At 70.1% G+C, this 23,053-nt stretch carries 25 protein-coding genes; 6 read left to right on the forward strand and 19 right to left on the reverse strand.

Annotated features, from left to right (window positions below; translation table 11 throughout):
• Nucleotides 1-465: 465 nt before the first annotated feature.
• A complete protein-coding gene (locus ACI7BZ_RS09435) occupies nt 466-1,068 on the forward strand; it encodes a helix-turn-helix transcriptional regulator (protein ID WP_414116903.1) in 603 nt (200 codons plus the stop codon).
• A 64-nt stretch (nt 1,069-1,132) separates the two neighbouring features.
• On the opposite strand, the gene ACI7BZ_RS09440 is transcribed toward ACI7BZ_RS09435, so the two are convergent.
• From ACI7BZ_RS09440 to ACI7BZ_RS09475, 8 genes are all read right to left on the reverse strand, one after another.
• A complete protein-coding gene (locus ACI7BZ_RS09440) occupies nt 1,133-3,187 on the reverse strand; it encodes a heavy metal translocating P-type ATPase (RefSeq protein WP_414116904.1) in 2,055 nt (684 codons plus the stop codon).
• 8 nt (nt 3,188-3,195) lie between these two features.
• Complete coding sequence (locus tag ACI7BZ_RS09445) at nt 3,196-3,675, reverse strand: hypothetical protein (protein WP_414116905.1); 480 nt, start codon at nt 3,673-3,675, stop codon at nt 3,196-3,198.
• Nucleotides 3,676-3,718: 43 nt separating this feature from the next.
• On the reverse strand, nt 3,719-4,141 hold the full coding sequence (locus ACI7BZ_RS09450) for a hypothetical protein (protein ID WP_414116906.1): 423 nt from the start codon (nt 4,139-4,141) through the stop codon (nt 3,719-3,721).
• A 36-nt stretch (nt 4,142-4,177) separates the two neighbouring features.
• Nucleotides 4,178-4,483, reverse strand: coding sequence for a hypothetical protein (locus ACI7BZ_RS09455; protein WP_414116907.1), 306 nt, complete (start codon nt 4,481-4,483; stop codon nt 4,178-4,180).
• Nucleotides 4,473-4,679, reverse strand: a complete 207-nt coding sequence (locus tag ACI7BZ_RS09460; protein WP_414116908.1) for a hypothetical protein — start codon at nt 4,677-4,679, stop codon at nt 4,473-4,475. The genes ACI7BZ_RS09455 and ACI7BZ_RS09460 overlap by 11 nt, the downstream gene beginning before the upstream one ends.
• A 245-nt stretch (nt 4,680-4,924) precedes the next feature.
• Nucleotides 4,925-6,022: an alpha/beta hydrolase gene (locus ACI7BZ_RS09465; protein ID WP_414116909.1), complete on the reverse strand. Its 1,098-nt coding sequence runs from the start codon at nt 6,020-6,022 to the stop codon at nt 4,925-4,927.
• A complete protein-coding gene (locus tag ACI7BZ_RS09470; protein WP_414116910.1) occupies nt 6,023-6,538 on the reverse strand; it encodes a hypothetical protein in 516 nt (171 codons plus the stop codon).
• Entirely contained in the window at nt 6,538-8,745 is a 2,208-nt protein-coding gene (locus ACI7BZ_RS09475) for a TonB-dependent siderophore receptor (protein WP_414116912.1), read from the reverse strand. Before ACI7BZ_RS09475 ends, ACI7BZ_RS09470 begins: the two co-directional genes overlap by 1 nt.
• Before the next feature lie 195 nt (nt 8,746-8,940).
• Here ACI7BZ_RS09475 and ACI7BZ_RS09480 point away from each other — a divergent pair, with 195 nt between their 5' ends.
• Nucleotides 8,941-9,798: a helix-turn-helix domain-containing protein gene (locus tag ACI7BZ_RS09480; protein WP_414116913.1), complete on the forward strand. Its 858-nt coding sequence runs from the start codon at nt 8,941-8,943 to the stop codon at nt 9,796-9,798.
• A gap of 38 nt (nt 9,799-9,836) precedes the next feature.
• On the opposite strand, the gene ACI7BZ_RS09485 is transcribed toward ACI7BZ_RS09480, so the two are convergent.
• From ACI7BZ_RS09485 to ACI7BZ_RS09505, 5 genes are all read right to left on the reverse strand, one after another.
• Nucleotides 9,837-10,595 carry an iron ABC transporter ATP-binding protein gene (locus tag ACI7BZ_RS09485; protein WP_414116915.1) on the reverse strand — a complete coding sequence of 253 codons (759 nt, stop codon included), beginning with the start codon at nt 10,593-10,595 and terminating at the stop codon, nt 9,837-9,839.
• Nucleotides 10,592-11,482: an iron chelate uptake ABC transporter family permease subunit gene (locus ACI7BZ_RS09490; protein WP_414119128.1), complete on the reverse strand. Its 891-nt coding sequence runs from the start codon at nt 11,480-11,482 to the stop codon at nt 10,592-10,594. The genes ACI7BZ_RS09485 and ACI7BZ_RS09490 overlap by 4 nt, the downstream gene beginning before the upstream one ends.
• Before the next feature lie 61 nt (nt 11,483-11,543).
• Entirely contained in the window at nt 11,544-12,563 is a 1,020-nt protein-coding gene (locus ACI7BZ_RS09495; RefSeq protein ID WP_414116916.1) for an ABC transporter permease, read from the reverse strand.
• A complete protein-coding gene (locus ACI7BZ_RS09500) occupies nt 12,564-13,481 on the reverse strand; it encodes a siderophore ABC transporter substrate-binding protein (protein ID WP_414116918.1) in 918 nt (305 codons plus the stop codon).
• 418 nt (nt 13,482-13,899) lie between these two features.
• A complete protein-coding gene (locus tag ACI7BZ_RS09505; protein WP_414116919.1) occupies nt 13,900-14,325 on the reverse strand; it encodes a DsrE family protein in 426 nt (141 codons plus the stop codon).
• A gap of 296 nt (nt 14,326-14,621) precedes the next feature.
• Here ACI7BZ_RS09505 and ACI7BZ_RS09510 point away from each other — a divergent pair, with 296 nt between their 5' ends.
• From ACI7BZ_RS09510 to ACI7BZ_RS09520, 3 genes are all read left to right on the forward strand, one after another.
• Nucleotides 14,622-15,257 carry a Maf-like protein gene (locus ACI7BZ_RS09510; protein ID WP_414116920.1) on the forward strand — a complete coding sequence of 212 codons (636 nt, stop codon included), beginning with the start codon at nt 14,622-14,624 and terminating at the stop codon, nt 15,255-15,257.
• Nucleotides 15,254-15,472: a DNA gyrase inhibitor YacG gene (gene yacG, locus ACI7BZ_RS09515; RefSeq protein ID WP_414116921.1), complete on the forward strand. Its 219-nt coding sequence runs from the start codon at nt 15,254-15,256 to the stop codon at nt 15,470-15,472. Before ACI7BZ_RS09510 ends, yacG begins: the two co-directional genes overlap by 4 nt.
• 99 nt (nt 15,473-15,571) lie before the next feature.
• Nucleotides 15,572-17,053 (forward strand): aldehyde dehydrogenase, encoded by a 1,482-nt coding sequence (locus ACI7BZ_RS09520; RefSeq protein ID WP_414116923.1) that lies wholly within the window; start codon nt 15,572-15,574, stop codon nt 17,051-17,053.
• Between the two features lie 167 nt (nt 17,054-17,220).
• Here the strand turns inward: ACI7BZ_RS09520 and tmpT are convergent, their stop codons facing one another.
• A complete protein-coding gene (tmpT, locus tag ACI7BZ_RS09525; protein ID WP_414116924.1) occupies nt 17,221-17,859 on the reverse strand; it encodes a thiopurine S-methyltransferase in 639 nt (212 codons plus the stop codon).
• Between the two features lie 222 nt (nt 17,860-18,081).
• Between tmpT and ACI7BZ_RS09530 the strand changes: the two genes are divergently transcribed.
• A complete protein-coding gene (locus ACI7BZ_RS09530) occupies nt 18,082-19,503 on the forward strand; it encodes an aspartate aminotransferase family protein (RefSeq protein WP_414116925.1) in 1,422 nt (473 codons plus the stop codon).
• 121 nt (nt 19,504-19,624) lie between these two features.
• On the opposite strand, the gene ACI7BZ_RS09535 is transcribed toward ACI7BZ_RS09530, so the two are convergent.
• From ACI7BZ_RS09535 to ACI7BZ_RS09555, 5 genes are all read right to left on the reverse strand, one after another.
• Nucleotides 19,625-20,224: a glutathione S-transferase N-terminal domain-containing protein gene (locus tag ACI7BZ_RS09535; protein ID WP_414116926.1), complete on the reverse strand. Its 600-nt coding sequence runs from the start codon at nt 20,222-20,224 to the stop codon at nt 19,625-19,627.
• A gap of 176 nt (nt 20,225-20,400) precedes the next feature.
• Nucleotides 20,401-21,261, reverse strand: coding sequence for a 23S rRNA (adenine(2030)-N(6))-methyltransferase RlmJ (locus ACI7BZ_RS09540; protein WP_414116927.1), 861 nt, complete (start codon nt 21,259-21,261; stop codon nt 20,401-20,403).
• Between the two features lie 24 nt (nt 21,262-21,285).
• Nucleotides 21,286-21,984, reverse strand: coding sequence for a ribonuclease T2 family protein (locus tag ACI7BZ_RS09545; RefSeq protein WP_414116928.1), 699 nt, complete (start codon nt 21,982-21,984; stop codon nt 21,286-21,288).
• Nucleotides 21,981-22,451 (reverse strand): hypothetical protein, encoded by a 471-nt coding sequence (locus ACI7BZ_RS09550; RefSeq protein WP_414119129.1) that lies wholly within the window; start codon nt 22,449-22,451, stop codon nt 21,981-21,983. The genes ACI7BZ_RS09545 and ACI7BZ_RS09550 overlap by 4 nt, the downstream gene beginning before the upstream one ends.
• A 370-nt stretch (nt 22,452-22,821) precedes the next feature.
• Complete coding sequence (locus tag ACI7BZ_RS09555) at nt 22,822-22,980, reverse strand: hypothetical protein (protein WP_414116929.1); 159 nt, start codon at nt 22,978-22,980, stop codon at nt 22,822-22,824.
• Nucleotides 22,981-23,053: the final 73 nt, after the last annotated feature.

Here is a 23,053-nt window from a genome sequence, read left to right on the forward strand (position 1 = left end):
AAACTCCGGTAATATAGTACTATATGTTGCATTTACCGTCCATTTGCCCTGTTGTTTGTCGGTGCAAGGGAGGCGGCGAACTTAACAATGGAGTATTTTCGCAAGATTACGCAGTCGCAATATTTAAGTATTGAATGGGCTGCGGATTCTCTCGCCAATATTCCCCAAGGGAATGTGGCGTCGAAGCCAGCTGCGTCGAAGGCGATCGGGGTTAACAATGAGTTAACGGCTTGCTCAATTTCCCTTCAGAGTATGGTCATTATTTGTGCACGGTTTCGTCACGCAGGCGTGCTGCGCATCACGCCGGTTGCAGGGGCGGTAACTCTCGCGGCTCGAATCAGCGAATCCTCAAATCTACGATGGGGCGATGGGGAATCGTTCGCGGCGGACGGGAGCGAACTGCTCCTCGGTTCCGTCGGCGCGCGGCTTGAAGTTGCAGTGCGGCCATCGTCGGAGGCCACCTTCGTGCTGGTTCCGCGCCGCCTGCTGAGCGAGCCCGAGACCGGCCGGCCGGCCACCTATCTCGCCGCGGGCGCCCATCCGGCCCTTGAGGTGCTCATGGCGCAGGCCGCCATCCTCGTCGGCCGCACCCTCACGCCCGCCGTGGCGCAGGTGTGCGAGGCCGGCCTGCGCGGCCTGCTTTCCGTCGCGCTTGCGGACGGCTCCGCCGACGCCGCCCGCGCCGGGGGGGCGGACCTGCTCTATCAGGAGATCCTTCTGGATATCGCCGCCAATTGCGGGCGGCAGGACTATGGCGTCGTCCAGGTCGCCCAGCGGCACAAGGTCAATGTCCGCACGCTGCAGAAGATGTTCCAGAAACACGGCACCACGCTGAAGGAACGCATCACCGCCGCGCGGCTTCAGCTGGCCTGCCGTGCGTTGCTCGACCCGGCCAATGCGGAGCGCAAGGTGTCCGATATTGGCTATGAGGCGGGCTTTAACGACGTCAATACGTTCAACCGCCTGTTCCGCAAGACCTTCGGCCAGCCGCCCTCCGCCTTCCGCGCGGCTCCCCTGCTGCTGGCGCCGGAGACGGAGGCGCCGGAGACGCGGGCGTCCGAGGCATAGGCCAGGCCGGCCGGCGTGCCGTACAGGCTGATCGGCGCATGCTCTGCCGTCCGGCCCCGGCGCATCAGCGGCTGCGGGCCTGCCCCGCCAGCAGCGAGCGCACCAGCACCGCAATGGTGGTGCCGTTGTGCAGCGCCGCGGTGGCCATGGGCGAGAGGCGGCCCAGCACCGCCGCCGCCAGGATCGCCGAATTGGCCCCCACCGCCACGGCGAAGTTGGAATGGATGAGGCGCATGGTGACCTGCGAGATGTCCACCATGGCCGCCAGGGAATCCAGCCGGTCGTCGATCAGCACGATGTCGGCGGTGGCGCGGGCGATGTCGGCGGCGCGGGGCATGGCGATGCCCACGTCCGCCGCCATCAGCGCCGGCCCGTCGTTCACCCCGTCCCCCACATAGGCCACGCGCGCGCCCTGCGCCTTCAGCCCGGCGATGATGCGGGCCTTGTCCTCGGGCTGCTGCTCGTAGAACACCTCGTCCATGCCCAGCGCCTCGCCGAAGGCCAGGGCCTTGGCGCGGTGGTCGCCGGTGATCATCACGAGGCGGCGGATGCCCAGCGCCCGCAGCCGGGCGAGGGTGTCCGCGCTCTCCTCCCGCAGCCGGTCGCGCAGGGCGAACATGGCCAGCGGGCGCTCGTTGCGCGCCGCATAGAGCAGGGATTTGCCCTGCGCCTGGAAGTGGGCCACCTGGGCGCGTTCCCGCGCGAACGAGACGTTCTCGTCGTCTTCCAGATAATGCCGGCTGCCGAAGCGGATCAGGTCGCCGTGCACATGGCCTTCCACCCCGTGGCCGACGATGAAGTTGACATCCTCGTGGGGCACGTGGGCCAGGTGGCGCTCGGCCGCCAGCTTCACCACCGCGCGGGCGATGGGATGGCTGGTGTGCTCGCCCAGCGAGGCCACCAGGGCCACCGCCTCCGCCTCGCTCACCCCGGGATGCAGCGGGCACACGTCGGTCACCTGCAGCGTGTTGTGGGTGAGGGTGCCGGTCTTGTCGAACACCAGCGTATCCACCCCCGCCAGGGCCTCGATGGCCTGCCCGCTCTTCACCAGGCAGCCCTGCCGCGCCGCCCGGTACATGGCGGTCTTCAGGGCCACGGGGGTGCCGAGCTTCACGGTGCAGGAATAATCCACCATGAACACGGATTCCATGCGCCGCCAGTCCCGCGTCACCGCGAACACCGCCGCCGCCGAGGCCAAAGTGATGCCCACGCGCCGGTCGGCGAGGGCATCGCCGACGGACTGGATCTCCGCCGGGCGCTCCAGCGCCTCCTGGATGTAGCGGGTGATGCGGCCGGTGGTGGTGCTCTGGCCCACCCGGTCGGCGCGGATGACGAGGCGGCCGTCGGTGACGATGCTGCCCGCCAGCGCCAGGCGGCCGGGGGCGAGCGGGATCGGCAGGCTCTCGCCGGTGACGGCGGACTGGTCCACATAAGCGTCGCCGGTCACCACGGCGCCGTCCACCGGAATGGTCTCGCCCACGCCCACGGCCACATGCTCGCCGCCGCTGAGGGTGGCGAACGGCACGCGCCGCATCTCCCCCGTTTCGGCCACCACCCACACGTCGTCGGGGGTGCGGTGGAGCAGGGAGCGCAGCAGCGCGTCGGACCGCTCGATGGTGGTGGATTCGATATAGGCGGCCAGCTCCACCAGGAAGCGGGTGAAGTTGGCGGTGAGAAACTCGCCCCGCGCCGTGGGCAGGCCGATGGCGATGGCGTCCAGCACTTCCACCTTCAGCCCGTGCCGCGCCGCCGCCACCGCGCCGCGCACCAGGGTGCCCGCCACATTGGCATAGGTGAGGGCGGCCGCGGCCGGGCGCGGCAGCACCAGGGCCGCGGCCAGGGTGCCGGCGGCCAGCGCCACCCGCGAGGGGTCGGCGCCCTGGGCCTCCACCAGAGGCGGCAGCCCGGCCGGCGGATCGGCCGCCCGGGCGAGGATCTGCGCGCGCACCGCGGCGCTGCCGTCATGGCGCACGGCGATGGAACGGCAGCCGGCATTGGTCCGCACGTCGCGCACCCCGGCAATGTCGCGCACCGCCGCGGCGGCCTGCGCCAGCCGCCTTGGGCCGGCATCCAGCCGGAGCCGCAGGCGGCAGGGAACCTCATGGACGATGCGCAGCACGGGGCGTCTCAGCTCCCGGGGGCGGGGACGGGCGCGGCCTCGGCAGCGTCGGACGGGGGGGCCGCCGCGGGCTCGGCCGGCTCGGCCGCCCTGGCGGCGGCCACTTCCGCCTCGGCGTCGTGCAGGCGCTCCTTCAGTTCCTCCATGCTGCCCTGCAGCAGGGACCACACTTGGACCGCGGTGCGCATGAGGGTGCGCTGGGCGGTCTCGTTGGTGAGCAGATAGGCGGCACCGGCGCCGATGATGAGGCCCTTCACCAGCGAATCCGCGCCCGGGTGGCGGTGCCAGTTGGGGCCGCCGGGGGCCGGCTCTGCCGCGGGCTGGCCGGGGCCGAAGCCGGGAGGGGGCGCAAAGCCGGGGGGTGGGGGCGCGAAGCCCCAGCCGGGCGCGCCCATGGGGGCGTCGTAGGAGACCTGCGGCGCGGGGCCGGCGCCGTAGAAATGATAATGATAATGCTGGCCCCCTTCGGTGCCGTCCCGTTCGGACATGGCGCTCTTCCTCGTATCTGCGTGGTGTCGGCGGGCGCGGCCGTCAGGCCTGCGGCGGCGTTGCGGGGCCGGCGGCCGGCGTATCCGGCGTATCCGGCGCTTGGGGGCCGTGGCCCTTGCTGAAGATGTTGGAGACGGCGGAGCGCACGTCCGGCCGGTTCGCCAGCACCACGAGGCCGGCACCGATGGCGGCGCCTACCCAGAAATTGGAGCCGCTCGCCCGGGCGATGCGGGTGAAGTTGGAGAGGCTGAAGCCGTCGGTGAGCACGCCTTCCAGCACGTCCAGCGCGTCGATGCGTCTCTGGTAGCCCGGCCCGGCCCCGCCGGGGGGCCCACCAGGAGCACCGCCCGGGGGTGGACCCCAGCCGTTGGGCGCCCATTGATAGCCGGCCTGCTGGGGTCCGCTCTGGGTGGGGCCGCCCGGATACGGGCCGTAGGGACCCCATGGCGGGTTGGGATGGGACATGGTGGCTTCCTCGCAATCAATGGGCTGAAGGGGAGGTCAGGCGGCGTGGGCGGTGAGGATGCGCTCCACCTCCTCCGGCGTTCCGGCCAGCAGATGCTGCCAGTCCGCCGGCGGGATGAGCCGGGCGTCGTAGTCCACCACCACGCACAGGGCCGCGGCATTGACCCGGGTGGCGATGACGCCGCGGATGCGCCGCACCAGATCCACGAACGGCGCCGGGTCCACCTTCGGCAGGTGGGCGAGGGCCGCCATGTCGAGCCGCAGCCGGATGCGGCCGGGCACATGGTGGGCGATGCTCACGAAGCGCCGCAGATGAAGGAAGGGGGAGATGTCAGGAAGCATCGCCGCGGCCATCCGGTTCGCCCACCCATTCGTAGATTTCCGGCAACCGGCGCGCCATGGGGCAGCTGCAGCCGCCGGGAATGAAGCACACCCGCCGCTTGGCCCGCCACAGCTCCAGCCGGCTGCGGGCATTGCCCGGCGTGGTGGACAGGTTCACCGCGCGGTCTTCCACGCCGGCGCGGCGGTGGTGCGGCATATTCCGCCGCCCCGCTTTTATGTCGAAGAAGTTCAGCCGTGCCATCGCCGCTTCACAATGCCTCGTTCCCCCTGCGCCCCCCTGGGGAGGCCGGAGGAAAATGACTGTACGAAAACTTTGGCACAGCCTGGACAAGGCGAATTGATTCAGATCACGCTTGGCGCTCCATTGGAATAGGTTGAAATAGATACAAAATTGAACGATTCAAAAGCTATGGTGCGGCGGCCCGGTGGGCGACACCGTGTTCAGCGCGGGGCGCGCTCCCCGGGCGGCAGGCGCGGGGCGAGGGCGAGGAGGCCGTCGGCGAGGGCGCCGCGCCACACCAGATAGTCATGGCCGCCGGCATATTCGCCATAGCTCACGTCATAGCCGCGCGCCCGCAGCACGTCCCGCAGGTGGCGGGAGGTGTCGAGGATGCCGGCCGTGCCCATGTGCCCGGTTTCGAACCGGCCGGCGGACAGGTGGAAGCGCACGCCGGCCGGCGGGGTGCGCGCCACCAGCTCGGCCACATGCCCGGGCCCGTCGGCCGGCGCATCCGGCGCGCGCCACCAGAAGGAGCCGGACAGGGCCAGGGCATTGCCGAACACCTGCGGATGGCGCAGCGCCACGGTGGCGGCGGCCAGGCCGCCATAGCTCGATCCGGCGAGGATGGTGCGTCCCGCCGGCACGCCGGCGCCGGTCATCTGCCGGATGGCCGGCATCAGCTCGTCGGCGAGGAAATCGGCGAAGGCGTCGTTGCCCGGCAGCTCGCGCCCGCGTGTTTCGCCGTCGATGGGTGAGACGAACACCGCCAGCACCGGCGGCAGGCGGCGCTCCGCGATGAGGGCGTCCAGGATGGCGGGCGTGGGCACCTTCGACAGGTAGGCCGGCCCGTCGAACACCACCAGCAGCACCAGGTCCGGGTCGTGCGGGTCGAAGCCGGCGGGCCGGTAGAGGGTGATGGCGCGGCGGTTGCCGAGGCGGGCGCTGGCCATGGGAAAATGGGAGAGGCGGCCGGCCGGCGCCCCGCTCTCCCCCATCCCCGGCTGCACCGGGGCGCCGGACAGCACCAGCGTGGACTCTTGGCTGAAGGCGTCCGGCGCGTCGTCCGGCCAGGGGGCGCGGTTGAAGGGGTCGGCCTGGGCGGTGGCGAGGATGGCCATGCGCTGCGCGCGCGCCGTGCCGGCCACCTCGGGCACGTCCGGCGCCAGCCGGTAGGACAGCCGGGTGTCGCCGGGGATCAGGAAGCTGCGGAAGTAGGTGTCGCTGGTGCCCAGCCGCTGCAGCCATTCATGGTCGCCGGACGGGGCGCCGAGCAGGCGCACATTGTGCTGCGCGCCGCGGGCGAGGAAGGTGGCGAGCACCTACCCCGGCGGCGCGCCCGGCGGCGCCGGCTCGATCAGCGGCGTGCCGCGCCGGGCCATGTCCTGCCAGAAGGCATCAGTGGTGCAGCCGGCATCGAGGCTCAGCGCCAGCGCCGCCACCGCCGGGCTGAGGAGCGGGGCACCGGCGGCCTTCGGCTGTGCCGGCGCCGTCTGGGAGCGCAGGGACAGGCGGGCGGCCGCGTCCGGCTCCAGCGCGGTCACCACCAACTGCGCGCCCGGCGCCGGGGCGATGAAGCGGAAGGTGGCGCGGCCGGCAAGGTCCGCCTCCAGCCGCCGCAGGTGGCGGCCGCCGGCCTCCTTAAGGTCCAGGCGGAAGCGGCCGCGCGCCACCTCCATCTCCCCTTCCACATAGGCGCCGGGCGGGGCGGCGAGGGCAAGGTTCCGGCTGTCCCCGGCGGCGAGGCCCTCCACCGCCACCGGCGCGCCGGCGTCCTCCGGCGCAGCGTGGGTGGCGGTGGCGAGCACGGCGAGCCAGAGCAGCAAGGCGCGCAGCATCACCAGCTGTATTTGAGCGCTCCCGTTACCGAGAGGCCCTCCCCGTAGAAGCAGGCATAGGCATTGGCGCAGGAGGCCACATAGGTGAGGTTGCCGATATTCTTGGCATTGAGCTGGAGTTCCGCGCCCTTCATGCGGGTGTCGAGCACGCCGAGGTCGTATTTCAGCATGGCATCGAACAGAGTATAGGCCGGCACCTCGAAGGTGTTGGCATTGTTGCCCCAGCTGGTGCCGATATAGCGCACGCCGGCACCCAGGGTGAGGCCCTTCGCCATTCCGGTGTCGAAGGCGTAGGTGCCCCACAGGTTGGCCATGTTCTGGGGAATGCGCGAGGGCGTCTTGCCCCACTCGCTCGCCACGCCGGTCTCGGTGATGGTGGAATCGATGTAGGAATAGCTGGCGATCACCGAGAGGTTCTTGTTCACCTCGGCCCGGGCGGACAGCTCGAAGCCGCGATTGTGGATCTCGCCGATCTGCTGGTAGACATAGGTGCCGTAGGATGGAACATAGATGTTCTGCACCACATTCTGCTGCCAGATGTCGTAGAAGGCGGCGGTGAACAGCATTCGCGTGCCTTCGGGCGCGTATTTCACCCCCACCTCGAACTGCTCCGCGGTGGTGGGCTTGAACGGCGCCTCCCCGCTCGGCGGAGCATAGATGGCCGGCTCGAACGAGGTGGAATAGCTGGCATAGGGGGCAAGGCCGTTGGCGAAGCTATAGAGCGCGCCCACCCGGTAGGTGAAGGCGCTGTCGCTGTAGCCGGTGGCGCTCGGCCCCACATATTCGGTGATGGAGGTGTCGGCCCAGTCCTCGCGGATGCCGGCGATGATGTTGAGGTCGCCGATCTTCACCTGGTCCTGCAGGTAGACGCCGAGCTGGCCGGCGCTCAAGTCCTGGTCGGAATAGGGGCTGAGCACGAGGCTGTCGAAATTATAGCCGTAGATGGGGTTGGTGAGGCTGATGGTGGGCACGTCCGACCAATTGTAGCCCCAATTATACTCCCGCGTCCGGTAGCGATAGTCGAGGCCGGCCAGGATGGTGTGCTGGGCCGGGCCGGTGGCGATCTTGAATTCCGCCTGGTTGTCGTTGGTGAAGGTGCCCCAGGTATCGGTGCCGCCGGAGGCGGTGCGGTGGACGACGGTGTTGGCGCCGGTCTTGGGATCGGCGCTGGTCCAGCCCCAGGTCAGGGTCTTCTGGTCGATGTCCACCCAATAATAGCGCAGCTTCTGGCGCAGGGTCAGGGCGTCGCTGGCCTTGTGCTCGAATTCGTAGCCGATCCAGGCCTGGGTGCGCTCCTCGGTCTCGTAATTGGGATCGGAGACGAAGAAATCGCGCGGCACATAGCCATAGCCCTTGATGGGCCACACCGTGCCGGCGGCATCGAGGAAGTTGCGGTAGCCGAAGCTCGGCTCCCATTCGAAGCCGGAGAGGATGGTGAAGGTGGTGCTGTCGCTGGGCGCCCAGGTGAAGGAGGGGGCCACGGCGATGCCCTGCTGCTTGGCGAAATTCTCCTGCAGGTCGGTGGAAAGCCCGGTGCCGACGATGCGGAACGCCATGGTGTCGCTGCCGACGATGCGGTCCGCATAGTCGAACGAGCCCTGGAACATCATGTTGGTGCCGAGCGTCAGCTCCACCTCGCGCAGGGGCGTGAAGGTGGGCTTCTTGCTCACCATGTTGATGAGGCCGCCGGGATTGACCTGGCCGTAAAGCACCGAGGACGGCCCCGACAGAAGTTCCACCCGCTCCAGAAGGTAGGGATAGATCTTGGCATAGTCTTCGTTGCCGCCGACCAGCATGCCGTCAAGATAGCGCGGCACATAGGCGAAGCCGCGCACGATGGTTTCGTCGCGCACGTTGGAGGCGCCGCGATATTCGGAGAAGACGCCGGGGGTGTAGCGCAGCGCCTCGGCGACGGATTCGACCTGCTGGTCGTCCATCTGCTCGCGCGGCACCACAAAGATGGATTGCGGGGTCTCGGCGATGGGGGTGTCGGTCTTGGTGCCGGCGAGGCTCTGGCGGGCCACATAGCCCTCCACCGGGCCGTCGCCGCGCTCTTGCGTCGCCTCCACCTGCACCGTCGGCAGGGCCACACTGTCGCCGGCCTGCTGCGCGACGGCGGCATCGAGCGCGATGAAGCTGGCGGCACCGAGGAGCAGCGGGCGCAGAGCCCGGCGGAAGGGTGACGGGGAGAGGGAATGAAATGCCATCGCAATGCCTTCGAAATGCGCCGCGTCGCGCCTGCGCGCGCCAAACTTGACGGACTGGTCAATGTATAAGATTTAGTAGTGGACCCGTCGATGACGGGAGGCCGGGCTGAAACCGCAAATAGATTTGCGCAAACGGCGGCGTGGCGGGCCGGATGTTGTTTTTAATGCTAAGAGTTCTAAACTGTGGCTCTGGACATGGATATTCCACAGCATTTGTTCGTCGGCACGGTGGATGGCGAACCCAATTGCGCGCCGGATGCGTCCATCTATGAGATCTGGCCGAAATTCGTGGTCATGGTGCTGCTCCAGGGGGCGCAGCATTTCGTCATCGACGACAGCCCGTTCCGCGTGGATGCCGGCTGCGGGGAGGACAACCGCCCGGTGATGCTGGTGCTCAATGTCGCGCGGCACGCGCGGCTGCGCTTCGTCAACGACAGCCGCATTCCGCTGCGCAAGGTGATGATTTCCGCCCCCCATCCGTGGATGGCGTGGCTGATGCGCACCCGCGACGCCTCATCCTCGGCGCTGCGGGATTTCCTCTCCGGCCACCTCTCGCGCCTGAGCCTGCCGGTGAGCGGGCAGATCCGCCAGCTGGCCGAGCAGATCCTCGCGCCCCCGGCCACCATGGAAGGCGAGGTGCGCTCGCTCTACCGCAATTCGCGGGCGCTCGACATCATGTGCCTCGCCTGCATGGCCCTGTCCGAGCAGGTGGAGGAGGAGCCCCGCCGCCCGCTCCTCGCCAGCCGCCGCCGCAGCGAGAAGGTGCGCGACTTCCTGCTGGACAATCTCGACCGCACCTTGACCATCGAGGAGATCGCGGTGGCGGTGGGGGCGAGCGTGTCGTCGGTGCAGCGGCACTTCAAGGACCATTTCGGCATGACGGTGTTCGAGTTCATCCGCCGCGAGCGGCTGGCGCAGGCGTGCCTTTCGCTGGAGCAGGAGGGCGTCACCATCGCCCAGGCCGCCTATGCCGCCGGCTATGCGGACCCCGCCAATTTCACCGTGGCCTTCAAGCGGGTCTACGGGGTGCCCCCCAAGCTCAAGCGCCGGTAGGTCGCGCCTTCGGCGCTCAGGCGCCGGTAGGGGCACGTTCAGCGGTAGTAAGCGGCAAGCCGCATGCCCTCCACCTCGTGGATGGTGACCGCGAGCCCGTAGATGGCCGCCAGCACGTCCGCCTGCATGATGGCCTCCGGCGGGCCGTGGCGCACGATGCGGCCGTCCTTCATGGCGACGATGCGGTCGGCATGGCAGGAGGCGAAATTGATGTCGTGGATCACCACCACCACGGTCTTGCCCAGCTCGTCGGCGGCGCGGCGCAGCAGCCGCATGGTGGCGGCGGCGTGGGTCAGGTCCAGGGCGTTCAGCGGCTCGTCCAGCAGCAGGCAGTCGGTGTCCTGCGCCAGCACCATGGCGATGAAGGCGCGCTGGCGCTGGCCGCCGGACAATTCGTCGAGGAAGCGGTGGGCGAGCGGGCCGAGGTCCACATAGCCGATGGCCTGCGCCACCTTTTCGTGGTCGGCAGCGGTGAGCCGGCCGCGCGAATGGGGAAAGCGGCCGAACGCCACCAGTTCGCCCACCGTGAGGCGCGGGGTGAGGGCGTTGTTCTGCCGCAGGATGGCCATGCGCCGGGCCAGCACCTGCCCCGGCGCGCGCGACACGTCGAGCCCGCCCACATGCACCTGCCCGCTGTCCATGGGCAACAGCCGCGCCACGATGGACAGGAGCGTGGACTTGCCCGCCCCGTTGGGGCCGATGACGGCGGTGAGCCCGCCCGCCGGCAGGCTGAGCGACACGTCGTCCAGCACCCGGGTGGCGCCGTAGGATTTCGATACGTGGGCGATCTCGATCACGACCGGCCGTCCCTCAGAAGCAGCAGGATGAAGACGATGCCGCCGGCGAACTCGATGACCGCACCCAGCGTGCCGTCGAAGCCCAGCACGCGCTCCAGCACGGTCTGCCCGCCGGCCAGGCAGGTGACGGCGATGAGGATGGCGGCGGGCAAAGTGTGGCGGTGGCGCTCGCTGCCCACCACCAGATAGGCGAGGTTGGAGACGATGAGGCCGAAGAACAGCACCGGGCCGGCCAAAGCGGTGGACACCGCCACCAGCACGGCGATGACCGCCACCAGCAGCGTCACCATGCGCCGGTGGTCCACCCCGAGGTTCACCGCCTGCTCGCGCCCCAGCGCCAGCACGTCGAGGGTGGGGGCGAGGCGGAAGGCCAGGGCGCCGGCCGCCAGGATGACGGCGCCGGCGATGGGCAGGAGGGTGAGGTCGGCCATGTTGAAGCGGGCGAACAGCATGCCCTGCAGCACCGAGAAGGCGTTGGGATCGAGCACCCGCTGCAGGAAGCCGGAGAGGCTGCGGCACAGCACCCCGAACACCAGGCCGGACAGCACCACCAGGTGAAAGCCGTGCCGCCCGTCGAACAGCCAGCGGAACAGGGCCAGCGTCACCCCCGCCAGCGCCAGCGCCTCGCCGGCGAAGCGCAGCCGCGGGTCCAGCCCGGCCGCAGCGGTGCCCAGGGCGAAGACGAGGCCGGTCTGCACCGTCACGAACAGGGCGTCGAAGCCCATCACCGCGGGGGTGAGGATGCGGTTTTCGGTCAAGGTCTGGAACAGCACGGTGGAGATGGCCACCGCCGCCGCGGTGAGCACCAGGCCGGCGAGCTTGCCGCCGCGCAGGGAAAGGACGAAGCCCCAATGGCCCTTGGCGCCCACGGTCATGAAGGCGGCCATGGCGCACAAGGCCACCAGGGCGAGCAGGAGGAGGGCGCGGCCCGGCTGCCGCAGGCGCGGTTCAGCCAAGGCGGTAGCGCCGCCCGAGCAGAAGATTGAGGAACACCGCGCTGCCCACCACCCCGGCCACCGTGCCCACCGGGATTTCGTAAGGGTAGCGCACGAGGCGCCCGGCAATGTCGCAGACGAGCAGGAAGCCGGCGCCGGAAAGGGCGATCCACGGCAGGCTGCGGCGCAGGTTCTCGCCCATGATGAGGCCCACCACATTGGCCACGATGAGGCCGAGGAAGGGCACCGTGCCCGCCGTGGCGATGCAGGCCGCGGTGGCCAGCGACACGATGGCGAGGCCCAGCGCCACCACCTTTGCGTGGTCGAGCCCGAGGTTGCGGGCGAAGCCCTCACCGAGGCCGGCCACGGTGAAGCGGTCGGCCACCCCATAGGCGAGGCCGGCCAGAGCCACCGTGAGCCACAGCAGTTCGTAGCGCCCGCGCAGCACGCCGGAGAAATCGCCGGTGGTCCAGGCGGCGAGGGATTGCAGCAAATCGGCGCGATAGGCGATGAAGGTGGCGAGCGCCTCGATGACGCCGCCCAGCATGAGCCCCACCAGCGGCACCATGAGCGCGCCGCGCCAGGCGATGCGATCAATGAGCTTCAGGAACAGGAAGGTGGCGGCCAAAGCAAAGGCGGCGGCGGCCAGCATCTTGCCGATCACCGGCAGGCCGGGGGCCAGCAGCGTGACGGTGAGCAGGCCCAGCCCCGCCGCCTCCGCCGTGCCGGCCGTGGTGGGCTCCACGAAGCGGTTGCGCACCAGCATCTGCATCAGCGCCGCGCACACCCCCATGGACATGCCGGCGAACAGGATGGCGAGGGTGCGTGGCACCCGGCTGGCGAGCAGCAGCAGCAGCGCCTGCCGGTCCGTCCCTTCCGGCGCCGTCAGGGCGGCGAGGAGGGCGGACAGGCCCATCTCGCCCACGCCGATGAACAGGCTGGCACCGGCGACCAGAATGAGCCCGGCCAGCGCCAGGCCGAAGGCGGGGCCGAGGCCGCGCCCCGCCGCCCCGTCGCCGCTGCGATCCGCCATCTAGGGCGCCCGCCCGGCCTCGAAGGCCGCGGCGATCTCCTCGGTGACCAGCGGCAGCGCCGCCCCGCCGCCGCCGATGATGTACCAGCGCACCGCATCCACATAGAAGATGCGGCCGGCCCTGGCGGCGCGGGTGGCGGCGATGAGGTCGTTGTCCAGCGCCGCGCGCGCCGCCTCTCCGGCCCGGCCGACGGCGGCGTCGCGGTCGATGACGAACAGCCAGTCGGGATTGGTCTTCAGGATGAATTCGAAGGAGACGACTTCCCCGTGGGTGGCGGCCTTCACGTCGGCGATGGCCGGCTTCACCCCGAGGTCGTCATGAATCCAGCCGAAGCGCGAGCCCGGCCCGTAGGCGGTGACCTTGCCGCCGTTCACCATCACCACCAGCACGGTGCCGGCGGCCGGGGCATCCGCGCGCACCCGCGCCGCGGCGCCGTCCATATGGGCGAGGAGGGCGGCGGCCTGGGCCTGGCGGTCGAAGATGCGGCCGAGGGTTTCCACATTGCGCCGGGCGCCGGCGAGGAAGTCGGTGTCGGCAATGGTGAGGTCGATGGTGGGGGCGATGCGCGCAAGCTCGGCGCGCCGGACGGCGGAGCGGGCGCCGACGATGATGAGGTCGGGCGCGGCGGCGGCCACCGCCTCGTAATCGGGCTCGAACAGGGTGCCGATCTTCACATGGCGCGGGTCGCGGTATTTGGCGAGGTAATCGGGCAGGTTCGATCCGGGAACGCCGAGCACATCGACGCCGAGGGCGTCCAGCGTGTCGAGGGTGGTGGGGTCGAACACCAGCACCCGCCGCGGGGTGGCGGGCAAAGTGGTCTGCCCGCCGGCATGGGTGACGGTGACGGGGGCCGCCCCGGCGCCCGTCGCCAGCGCCGCGAGGGGGGCGAGCAGGGCGGCGAGCAGCAGGGCGCGCATGGCGGAGCGGAGCAGGGAGCCGCGCCCCGCGCCGCATCCCGCGGGCGGGAGACAAGCGGGCGGGTGATCTGCGGGCGGGTGATCCGCGGACGAGAGGTTGCAGCCGCCGCCGCGCCGGCTCTCAGGGTTGGTGTTCCTCAAGGTCATGTCCCGCAAGTCTGGAATTATTTCAATTAATATATTTCGAGATTGGGCTGGCGTGCCGTTTTCGCAAAGGATCTTGCTGTTTGCGCAAATATTTCATCTTCCCCGTCATGTAATTCACCATCCGGCAGCGGCGGGCGGCCGTCAAGCGTGCGGGGTGCGAAAAGCGGGCGCAGCGGGGCGGGGGGCACCGGCGGCGGGCACAGGCGCCCCCGGCCCGCGCCGGCCGGCTTCAGGCGGCCGTCAGGCCATCACCGGGGCGGCCGTCAGGCCATCACCAGGTGAGGGTCTTGGTGCCGTCCTGGAACAGGGCATTTCCGGTCAGCTCGGGATTGCCGATCTTGAGCCCGGGCAGGAGGTCCTCTTCCTTCACGCCGAACTGCTTCATGCACATGGGGCAGACCAGGATGGTGGCGCCGCTGGCCAGCAGCTCGGCGATGGTCTTCTGCTGCACGGCGAACGCCTCGGCATTGGCCTTGGACGCGGCGCGCACCGCCCGGTCATTCATGAACACCGTGAGCTGGTGGCCGCGCTTGTGCTGGTTGCCGCCGAAGGCGAAGGCCATGTTCACCCGGTGGCCGTCGTCGGATGTCAGGTTGATGAACAGGGGGTCGTTCGCGCCGGCCATGGCGGGCGCCAGGGGGGCAGCGAGAAGGCTGGCGCCAAGCGCGGCGGCCAGCAGGAAATGGCGCGGCTTCATCTGGATATCTCCTCTTTGGGGCGAGGGAACGCAAGGATGCCCGCGCCGTTACGCCCCCGGCGCGGGCCGTTGCGGGACCGCCGCCACCACCGGATGCGGCCGGTGCGCCCCCCTTCCGTCCGCGCTCTTTCTACAACCACGCCGCGGGAATGCGTTGATGTCCCGCAAAGGCGCAGGCTGGCGGATGCGCCGTTCACAGCGCGCCGGCTTTCCGCTAGACGGAAGCAGTGGCGCGCGGACGCCGGGCCGCGGCGCCGGTGCCGGAGGGGCCGGGGCGCCCGGGAGGTTTTCGACCCGTGAACGATCAGGTGAACCGCGATCAGGCGAAGCTCGTTCTGGCCTCCGGCTCTCCGCGCCGGCTCGCGCTCTTGAACCAGGCGGGCATCGAGCCCGACCTGTTGATGCCGGCCGACGTGGACGAAACGCCCGAGCGGGGCGAGCTGCCGCGCCGCCTCGCCCAGCGCCTTGCCGAGGAAAAGGGCAAGGTGGTGGCCAAGAGGGCGCGGGAGGCGGGGCTTTCCGCCTTTGTCCTCTCCGCCGACACGGTGGTGGCGGTGGGCCGGCGTATCCTGCCCAAGCCCGATCTGGTGGAGGAGGCGGAAGGCTGCCTGCGCCTGCTCTCCGGCCGCACTCACCGGGTCTATACCGGGGTCTGCCTGGTGGACCCCAAGGGCCGCGCCCACACCCGCCTGGTGGAAACCCGGGTGCGCTTCAAGCGCCTGTCGCGGGACGAGATGGCGGACTATCTGGCCTGCGGCGAGTGGCGCGGCAAGGCGGGGGGCTATGCCATCCAGGGCATCGCCGGCGCCTTCGTGGTGAAGCTGGTGGGCTCCTACTCCAATGTGGTGGGGCTGCCCCTGGCCGAATCCGTCGCCCTCCTGTCCGGCCAGGGCTACGACGTGCGCGCCGGCTGGGTGGAGCGGGCCGCATGAGCGAAGGTGATCCCAAGGCCCCGCCAGGCCCCCCCAACGCCCCCGCGGCCAAACCGTGCCCCATCTGCGGCAAGCCCCAGGTGGAGCGCTACCGCCCCTTCTGCTCCAAGCGCTGCGCCGACGTGGACCTCAACCGCTGGCTCAGCGGGGCCTATGCCATTCCGGTGGTGGCCGACGAGGACGAGGACGGCGACGGGGGACCGCAGGAGCGGTGAGGGCGGCCGGCGCCGCATGGCGCCCCCGCCCCCCGTTCCCGCCTTGACGCCCCCGTGGCGCCGCGCGACCTTGCCCGCATCAGTGGTGAGGAGCAGATCATGGCGGTGACGGAACGGGTGCCGGACAATCTTCCAGACTTCCGCACCGAGGCCTTCATCGACGGGGCCTTCGTGCCCGCCGCCTCGGGACGCACCTTCGCCACGGTGAACCCCGCCACCGGCAAGGTGCTGGCGCAGGTGGCCGCCTGCGATGAGGCGGACGTGGACCGGGCGGTGGCGGCGGCGCGCGCCGCCTTCGAGGATCGCCGCTGGGCCGGCCGGCGCCCGCTGGACCGCAAGCGCACCCTGCTGCGCTTCGCCGAGCTGATCCGCGCCCATGGCGAGGAACTGGCCCTCACCGAAACCCTCAACATGGGCAAGCCCATTGCCGACGCCCGGGCGGTGGACGTGCGGGCCACCGCCGACTGCTTCGCTTATTACGGCGAGTGCTGCGACAAGATCTATGGCGAGGTGGCGCCCACCACCTCGGACAATCTCGCCCTCATCCTGCGCGAGCCGCTGGGGGTGGTGGGCTGCGTGACGCCCTGGAACTTCCCCATGATCATGGCCGCCTGGAAGGTGGCGCCGGCGCTGGCCATGGGCAATTGCGTGGTGCTGAAGCCGGCGGAGGAATCCTGCCTCACCGCGCTGCGCCTCGCTGAGCTGGCCATGGAGGCGGGGCTGCCCGCCGGCGTGTTCAACGTGGTGCCGGGGCTGGGCACCGAGGCGGGCCGCGCCCTGGGCCTGCATATGGATGTGGACGCCCTCGCCTTCACCGGCTCCACCGAGGTGGGCAAGTATTTCCTGCGCTATTCCGCCGACAGCAACCTCAAGCGGGTGTCGCTGGAATGCGGCGGCAAGACCGCCTTCCTCGTGGCCCATGACGTGCCGGACCTCGACCAGGTGGCGCAGGCGGTGGCCGCGGGCATCTTCTTCAATCAGGGGGAGATGTGCACCGCCGCATCCCGCCTGCTGGTGGACCATCGCATCAAGGACGAATTGGTGGCCCGGGTGACGGCGCTGGCGCCGCGCTGGATGCCGGGCGATCCTTTGGACCCCGCATCCGCCGCCGGCGCGGTGGTGAGCCGCGAGCATCTGGGGCGCATCCTTTCCGCCATCGACCAGGGGCTGAAGGAAGGCGCGCGCCTCGTGGCCGGCGGCACGGCGGTGCACGAGGAGACCGGCGGCGCCTTCGTGGCGCCCACCGTGTTCGATGGGGTGGCGCCCGGATCGTCGCTGGCGCAGAAGGAGATCTTCGGCCCGGTGCTCTCGGTGATCGGCTTCGACGGGCTGGAGGAGGGCGTGGCCATCGCCAACGGCACCATCTACGGCCTCGGCGCCGCGGTGTGGAGCGCAGACCTTGCGGCAGCCCACAAGGTGGCGCGGCGCTTCAAGGCCGGCGTGGTCTATGTGAACTGCTTCGATGCCGACGACATCACCACCCCCTTCGGCGGCGTGAAGCAATCCGGCTTCGGCCGGGACAAGTCCCTGCACGCGCTGGAGAAATATTCGGACCTCAAGACCGTGTGGACGCGGCTTTAGAGCGCGATCCGATCAGCTTGCATCGCAAGCCGATCGGACAACGCGTTCTCTATCCTTAAGTCAGAGGGCGCGCCGTTCAGCCTGCAATGCCGCCGAACGGAGAACGCGTTCTCTCTCTTGGAATTGGAGCGCGGTTCGCCGCGAGCCCGCCGCTGGCGGCCCGCCGCTCAGGGGCGGGCGAGCAGCCAGACATGCTCGGTGGCCGCGCAGCGGCCCCGCAGTCCGCCCTCCACCGGCACGCTTTCCAGGAGCGACACCCCATAGGCCGCGTCATAAAGCGCGTGGGTGTCCCCGGGCGATATGGCGAAGGGCGGGCCTTCCACCTGGGACTGATCGTAATCGAAGCAGATCAGCAGCTGCGGGGCGGCGCCAGTGATGGCCACCAGGTGCGCGCCATAGCGGGCGCGCATGTGGCCGGGCAGGGCCACCAGGGCGGCCCGGTCATAGACCGCATCCACCGGGCCGAGGAGTTGCGGCGACAGGTCGAAGATATCGCCCGCGAAAATGTCGATGCCGGGGGCGCTGAAGCGGGTCAGGGACCCGGCCGGCGTGATGGCGGGGGCGATGTCCAGCTCCGCGAACAGCTGTTCCACCGCAATCCGGCTCAGCTCCGCGCCGGCCACCTGGAAGCCCTGGCCCAGCAGCCAGAAGATGTCCCGGGTCTTGCCGCACAGGGGAACGAAGACGCGCGCGCCGGGTGCCAGGCAGAGGCGCGCCACATGCTTCACCAGGAGGGCATTGGGCTTGCCCTCGTGAAAGCCGATCTGGTTGTTCTCCCACCGGCTGCGCCAGAAATCCGGTTCCATGCCTTCGCCTCTCCTGCGTGATCGGCGCGTGCTCTCACTTAAGGATAGAGAACGCGTTATCCGGTCAGCTTGCGATGCAAGCCGACCGGCGCGTGCTCTAGCAGATCCGCCGCGCCCGCGGTATCGCGCGCGGCGACGGGGCTGCGGGGAGGCAGGCAAGCGCGCGGGCCTTTGATATAAGGGGAGCGTGAGCCTGACCGGCTCTGAAGGAGCACCGCAATCGTGACATCGGCCCCCCTCTCCAATTCCACGGCCCACTGGCGCGCGCTGGACGCGGCCCACCACCTGCACCCCTTTTCCGACACCAAGGCGCTGAACGCCGAGGGGGTGCGGGTCATCACCCGGGCCGAGGGGGTTTATGTCTATGACAGCGAGGGCCACCGCATTCTCGACGGCATGTCGGGCCTGTGGTGCTCCCAGGTGGGGCACGGGCGGCGCGCCATCGTCGATGCCATCGCCCAGCAGCTCCACCAGCTGGACTATTACAACACCTTCTTCAAGACCACCCATCCCGGCGCCGCCGAGCTTTCCGCCGCCATCGCGCAGGTGGCGCCGGCGCACATGAACCATGTGTTCTTCACCTCCGGCGGGTCGGAGGCGGTGGATACGGTGCTGCGCATGGTGCGCCATTATTGGGCGGCGCTGGGGCGGCCGGAGAAGTCCATCTTCATCTCGCGCCGCAACGGCTACCACGGCTCCACCATGGGCGGCGCCTCGCTGGGCGGCATGGGCCCCATGCACGCCCAGGGCGGGCTGCCCATTCCCGGCATCATCCACGTGGCCCAGCCCTATTGGTGGGCCGAGGGCGGCGAGATGAGCCGCGAGGCGTTCGGCCTCCACGCCGCCGGCGAGGTGGCCCGCGCCATCGACGAGGCGGGGCCGGAAAACGTGGCCGCTTTCATCGGCGAGCCGATCCAGGGGGCGGGCGGCGTGGTGATTCCGCCGGCCAATTACTGGCCGGAGGTGGAGAAGATCTGCCGCGAGCGCGACGTTCTTCTGGTGTGCGACGAGGTGATCTGCGGCTTCGGCCGCACCGGCCGCTGGTTCGGCGCCGACTTCATGGGGGTGAAGCCGGACCTCATCACCTTCGCCAAGGGCGTGACCTCCGGCTACTTCCCCCTCGGCGGGGTGATCGTCGGCGATCATTTCGCCGAAGGCTTCATCGAGCATGGCGGCGACTTCAACCACGGCTTCACCTACAGCGGCCATCCCGGCGGCTGCGCGGCGGCGCTGGCCAACCTGAAGATCATGCACGAGGAACAGCTCGTGGACCGGGTGCGCACGGATATCGGCCCCTACCTCAAGGAGCGCTGGCTGAAGCTGGCCGAGCATCCGCTGGTGGGCGAGGCGCGCATGGAGGGGCTCATCGGCGCCATCGAGCTGACGCCGCAGAAGGCCAGCCGGGCGAAATTCGCGGCGGAGGAAGGCACGGTGGGCCTCATCTGCCGCGATTTCTCCTTCCGCGAGGGGCTGGTGATGCGCGCGGTGCGCGACGGCATGATCCTCGCCCCGCCCTTCACCCTCAGCCACGCGGAAGCCGACGAACTGGTGGCCATCGCCTGGCGGGTGCTGGACCTCACCTATGCCGAGCTGCACAGCCGCGGCCTGATGGTGCCGGTGCCGCGGGTGCCGGTTGATCGGTGAATCGCCCCCGCGCTCCCCGATAAAGAGTGCGGTCCGCCCATGCTGAAGCGCCGCGGCGATCCAGCATGGGCGGCCCAGGACAAGGTAGAGGGCGCCCCCCGCGCGCATCTGGCGGGGCGGCTCAGGCCACCGGCTTGCTGGCCTCGAAGCCGGGGCAGCGCAGGGCGAAGGCCTCGTACCACGCCACGAGGCCCGGCCGCCCCTCGCGCCACTTGCCTTCGAAGCGGAAGTCCAGCCAGCCGAGGGCGCAGCCCAAGGCGATCTCACCCACGGTGATGGGGCCGTCGCCCATGGGGGTTGCGGCTTCCAGCGCATCGAGGGCGCGGGTCATCTTCTGGGCCTGGTAGTCCAGCCACTTCGGCTCGTGCCGCTCGGCGGGGCGGAAGCGGGCTTCGTAGAGCACGAGGATGCCCGCATCCATCAGCCCGTCGGCCAGCGCCTCCAGCCGGACGGCGGCGATGCGCGCCCGGGGCTCGGCGGGAAGGATGCGGTCGCCGCCGGCCATATGGTCGAGATAGGCGAGGATCACCGGCGAATCGAACAGCACCTCGCCATCGTCGGTCAGCAGCGCCGGCACCTTGCCCAGCGGATTCTGGCGCCGCAGCGAATCGGACGGGTCCTGGGTGTCGGCGGGCTCGATGTCGAGCGTCTGGCCGAGGATGGCGGCGGCAAGGCGCACCTTGCGCACGAAGGGCGACGTGGGGGAGAAGCGCAGCAGCATGGGAGGTCCGGGGCAGGGAAGGAGCGTTTCTGGATAGCGCGCATCCGGCTGGGGCGAAAGCGGAAATCCCCCGCGTCTGCGCCGCCCGCGTGGCATCTGTATACCCTTTGCCGGCTTCAGTCGGCGGGCGTGAGCCGGCGCCGGCTTCAGCCGGCGGGAGTGAGCCGGCGCCGGCTTCAGCCGGCGGGAGTGAGCCATGAGACGCGGGCGCGGCCCTGCCCGTCGCGGGCGAGGATGGGGGCGAGGGCGTTCAGCACCGTGCGCAACTCGTCGGCCAGGGTGAAGGGCGGGTTCACGATGATGAGGCCCGAGCCCGACAGCACGTCCAGGCTGCGCACCGTGGCGAAATCCAGCTCCACCTTCAGGGTCTTGGGCAGGCCCAGGCGGGCGATGTCGCGGCGGAAGGCGTCCACCGCGCGCAGGTCCTTAATGGGATACCAGAGCATGAAGATGCCGGTGGCGAAGCGCAGGTAGGCGGCTTCCAGCCCGGCCACCATGCGCTGGAACTCCCCCGGCTCCTCGAACGGGGGGTCCACCAGCACCAGGCCGCGCCGCTCCCGCGGCGGCAGGTGGGCGGACAGCGCCTGCCAGCCGTCCTGCGCCAGGATCTTCACCCGCGCATCGGCGCCCACGCGCTTCTCCAGCTTGGCGCGCTCCTCCCGGTTCAGCTCGCAGAACAGGAAGCGGTCCTGCGGGCGCGACAGGGCCAGGGCGAGGGCCGGCGAGCCGGGATAGAGCTGGCGCCCCTCCGCCCGCAGCGTGCGGATGCAATCGAGATAGGGCGCAAGCAGCGCCGCCGCCGGGGCGGGCAGCTTGCCGGCCAGTTCGGCGGCCAGCACCGCCTCGATGCCGCCTTCCGCCTCTCCCGTGCGCTGGGCGCTGGCGCCCGCCAGATCGTAGAGGCCGGCGCCGGCGTGGGTGTCCAGCACGCGGAAGGGGGTGTCCTTGCGTCCCAGATAGGCCAGCACGCGGGCGAGCGCCGCATGCTTCATCACGTCGGCCGGATTGCCGGCGTGGAAGGCGTGGCGATAGTTCATCGGCGGGGTTCCGGCGTCACGGCGTCAGCGCGCGCCCCGCACCGGGGGCATCACCATGCGCGAGAGCCGGCAGGCGCGCCGGTCCACGTCCGGGCAGGCGCGGAATTCCAGTTCGCGGCTGAGGCAGACCCGCACTTCCGTAAGCCGCCGCCGGTCGCATTCCACCGACAACATGTCGGGGGCGAGGCCCGGATTGGCGGCGCGGAAGGCGGCCTCCACCTCCGCCGGGGCCACGGTGCGGTAGTCCATGAGGCGCACGAATTCCGGCGGCACCACCACCTTGTGCCGGGCGGCGCGCACCAGGCCGAAATAGCGCTCGGCCGAGAGGCCGGAGCAGGTGCCGTGCTTCTTCCATTCGTGGATCACGAGCCGCTTGCTCGGCATCACGTCCAGCATGTCGGACACGAGGCGGCCCGGCACGTAGGGGGCCGGGCGCTGGCAGCTCTGCGGGAAGCCGCGCTCATATTGCGGCCACAGGCCGTGCACCACGAAGGCATAGGGCCGGGCGACGCTGCACTGGGGCTCGTCGGCGGCGCCGGCGCCCTTGTCCTCGCAATAGGTGGGCGACCAGGAGAGGGCGAGCACGTAGAAATCGAACGCGCCCGGCTGGTCCTGCTGGGCGTGGGCCGGCGTGCCGGAAAGTGTCGCGGCGGCGGCCGCCAGAAGGACGGCAGCGGCGAAGAGGAAACCCCGGAGGCGTAGGAAGACCGCAGCCGCGCTCACGGACCGGCCATCTTGCAGGACGGCGCGTAGGCATAGTTGCGGTCGAGGCCGACCACGCACCATTCCACGCCCCAGCTTGCGCCGATGAAGCCGCCGTCCTCGATGATGGAATAATAGATGGCGCGCTTGCGCGCATCGTTGGTGTAGACGGTGCCGCGGCAATAGCGGCGCGGCTGGTATTCCGGCCCCCACGGACGGAAGGCGATCTCGTGCACCTTGTCGAATTCCGTGATGGAGAGGGTGGAATTCCAGAAGCGGCGCTCGGTTTCGGCGAAGCGGGAGGCGATGAGGTCCAGCGCCTGCTGCTCGTTACAGGCCGGCACCACGCCTGAATAGTTGGGGCCGGAGAGCCAGAAGTTCTTTTCCAGCAGGCTGGCGGCCACGGCGGGCGCGGCGGCGCCGAGGGACAGGAGGGCGGCGGCGGCCAGGCCGGCGAGCCCGGCCCTCTTCGCACTGCGGCGCGCCATGCCCGCTGCCTTCGCGCCCCGGGCGTTCACCCCCGCGTCCCGCGCACGATCCGCCATGATGCTCTCCACTCCCGCTGCGCCTGTCATGAAGCCTGTCATCAAGCCGGTCATGAGCAGGCGGTATTCCCGCCGGACGATGGGGCGCGCTTTCGGGCCGGTCAAGCGCAGCGGAGCCACACCTTGCCAGAAAATGAACAGCCGGCGGCAGGGGCGGGGCAGGGCCGGGGAGGGGAAGGGGGAGGGGAAGGGGAAGGGGCGCTTCCCCAAGGCGCGGCGGTGTCGGGCCGCAAGGTCTGCCCTCTTCCCAAAAGGTCTGCCCTCTTCCCAACCCTCCCCCGCAGGCGGGAGAGGGCTTTGGATGGTGCCGCGTTCACGCCAGCACCGCGAGGCTGGCGAGATCGAGGCTCGCCTCCGCCCGAGCCCCCTCCGCCCGAGCCCCCTCCGCGCGCAGGCTCCGCAGCGCCAGCACCAGCGCCCGCACCAGCGCCATATGGACGAACAGGGGAAGAAGGATCATCCGCACCGACACGGGCGCCTCCGCCGCCGCGCCTCCGCCCGGCCGGCGGCTCTGGGCGGAACCGCCGGCGCGCCGGTTCGTTCCC

Origin of the sequence: Xanthobacter sp. AM11 (genome assembly GCF_047444035.1) — a bacterium.
GTDB lineage: Bacteria > Pseudomonadota > Alphaproteobacteria > Rhizobiales > Xanthobacteraceae > Xanthobacter.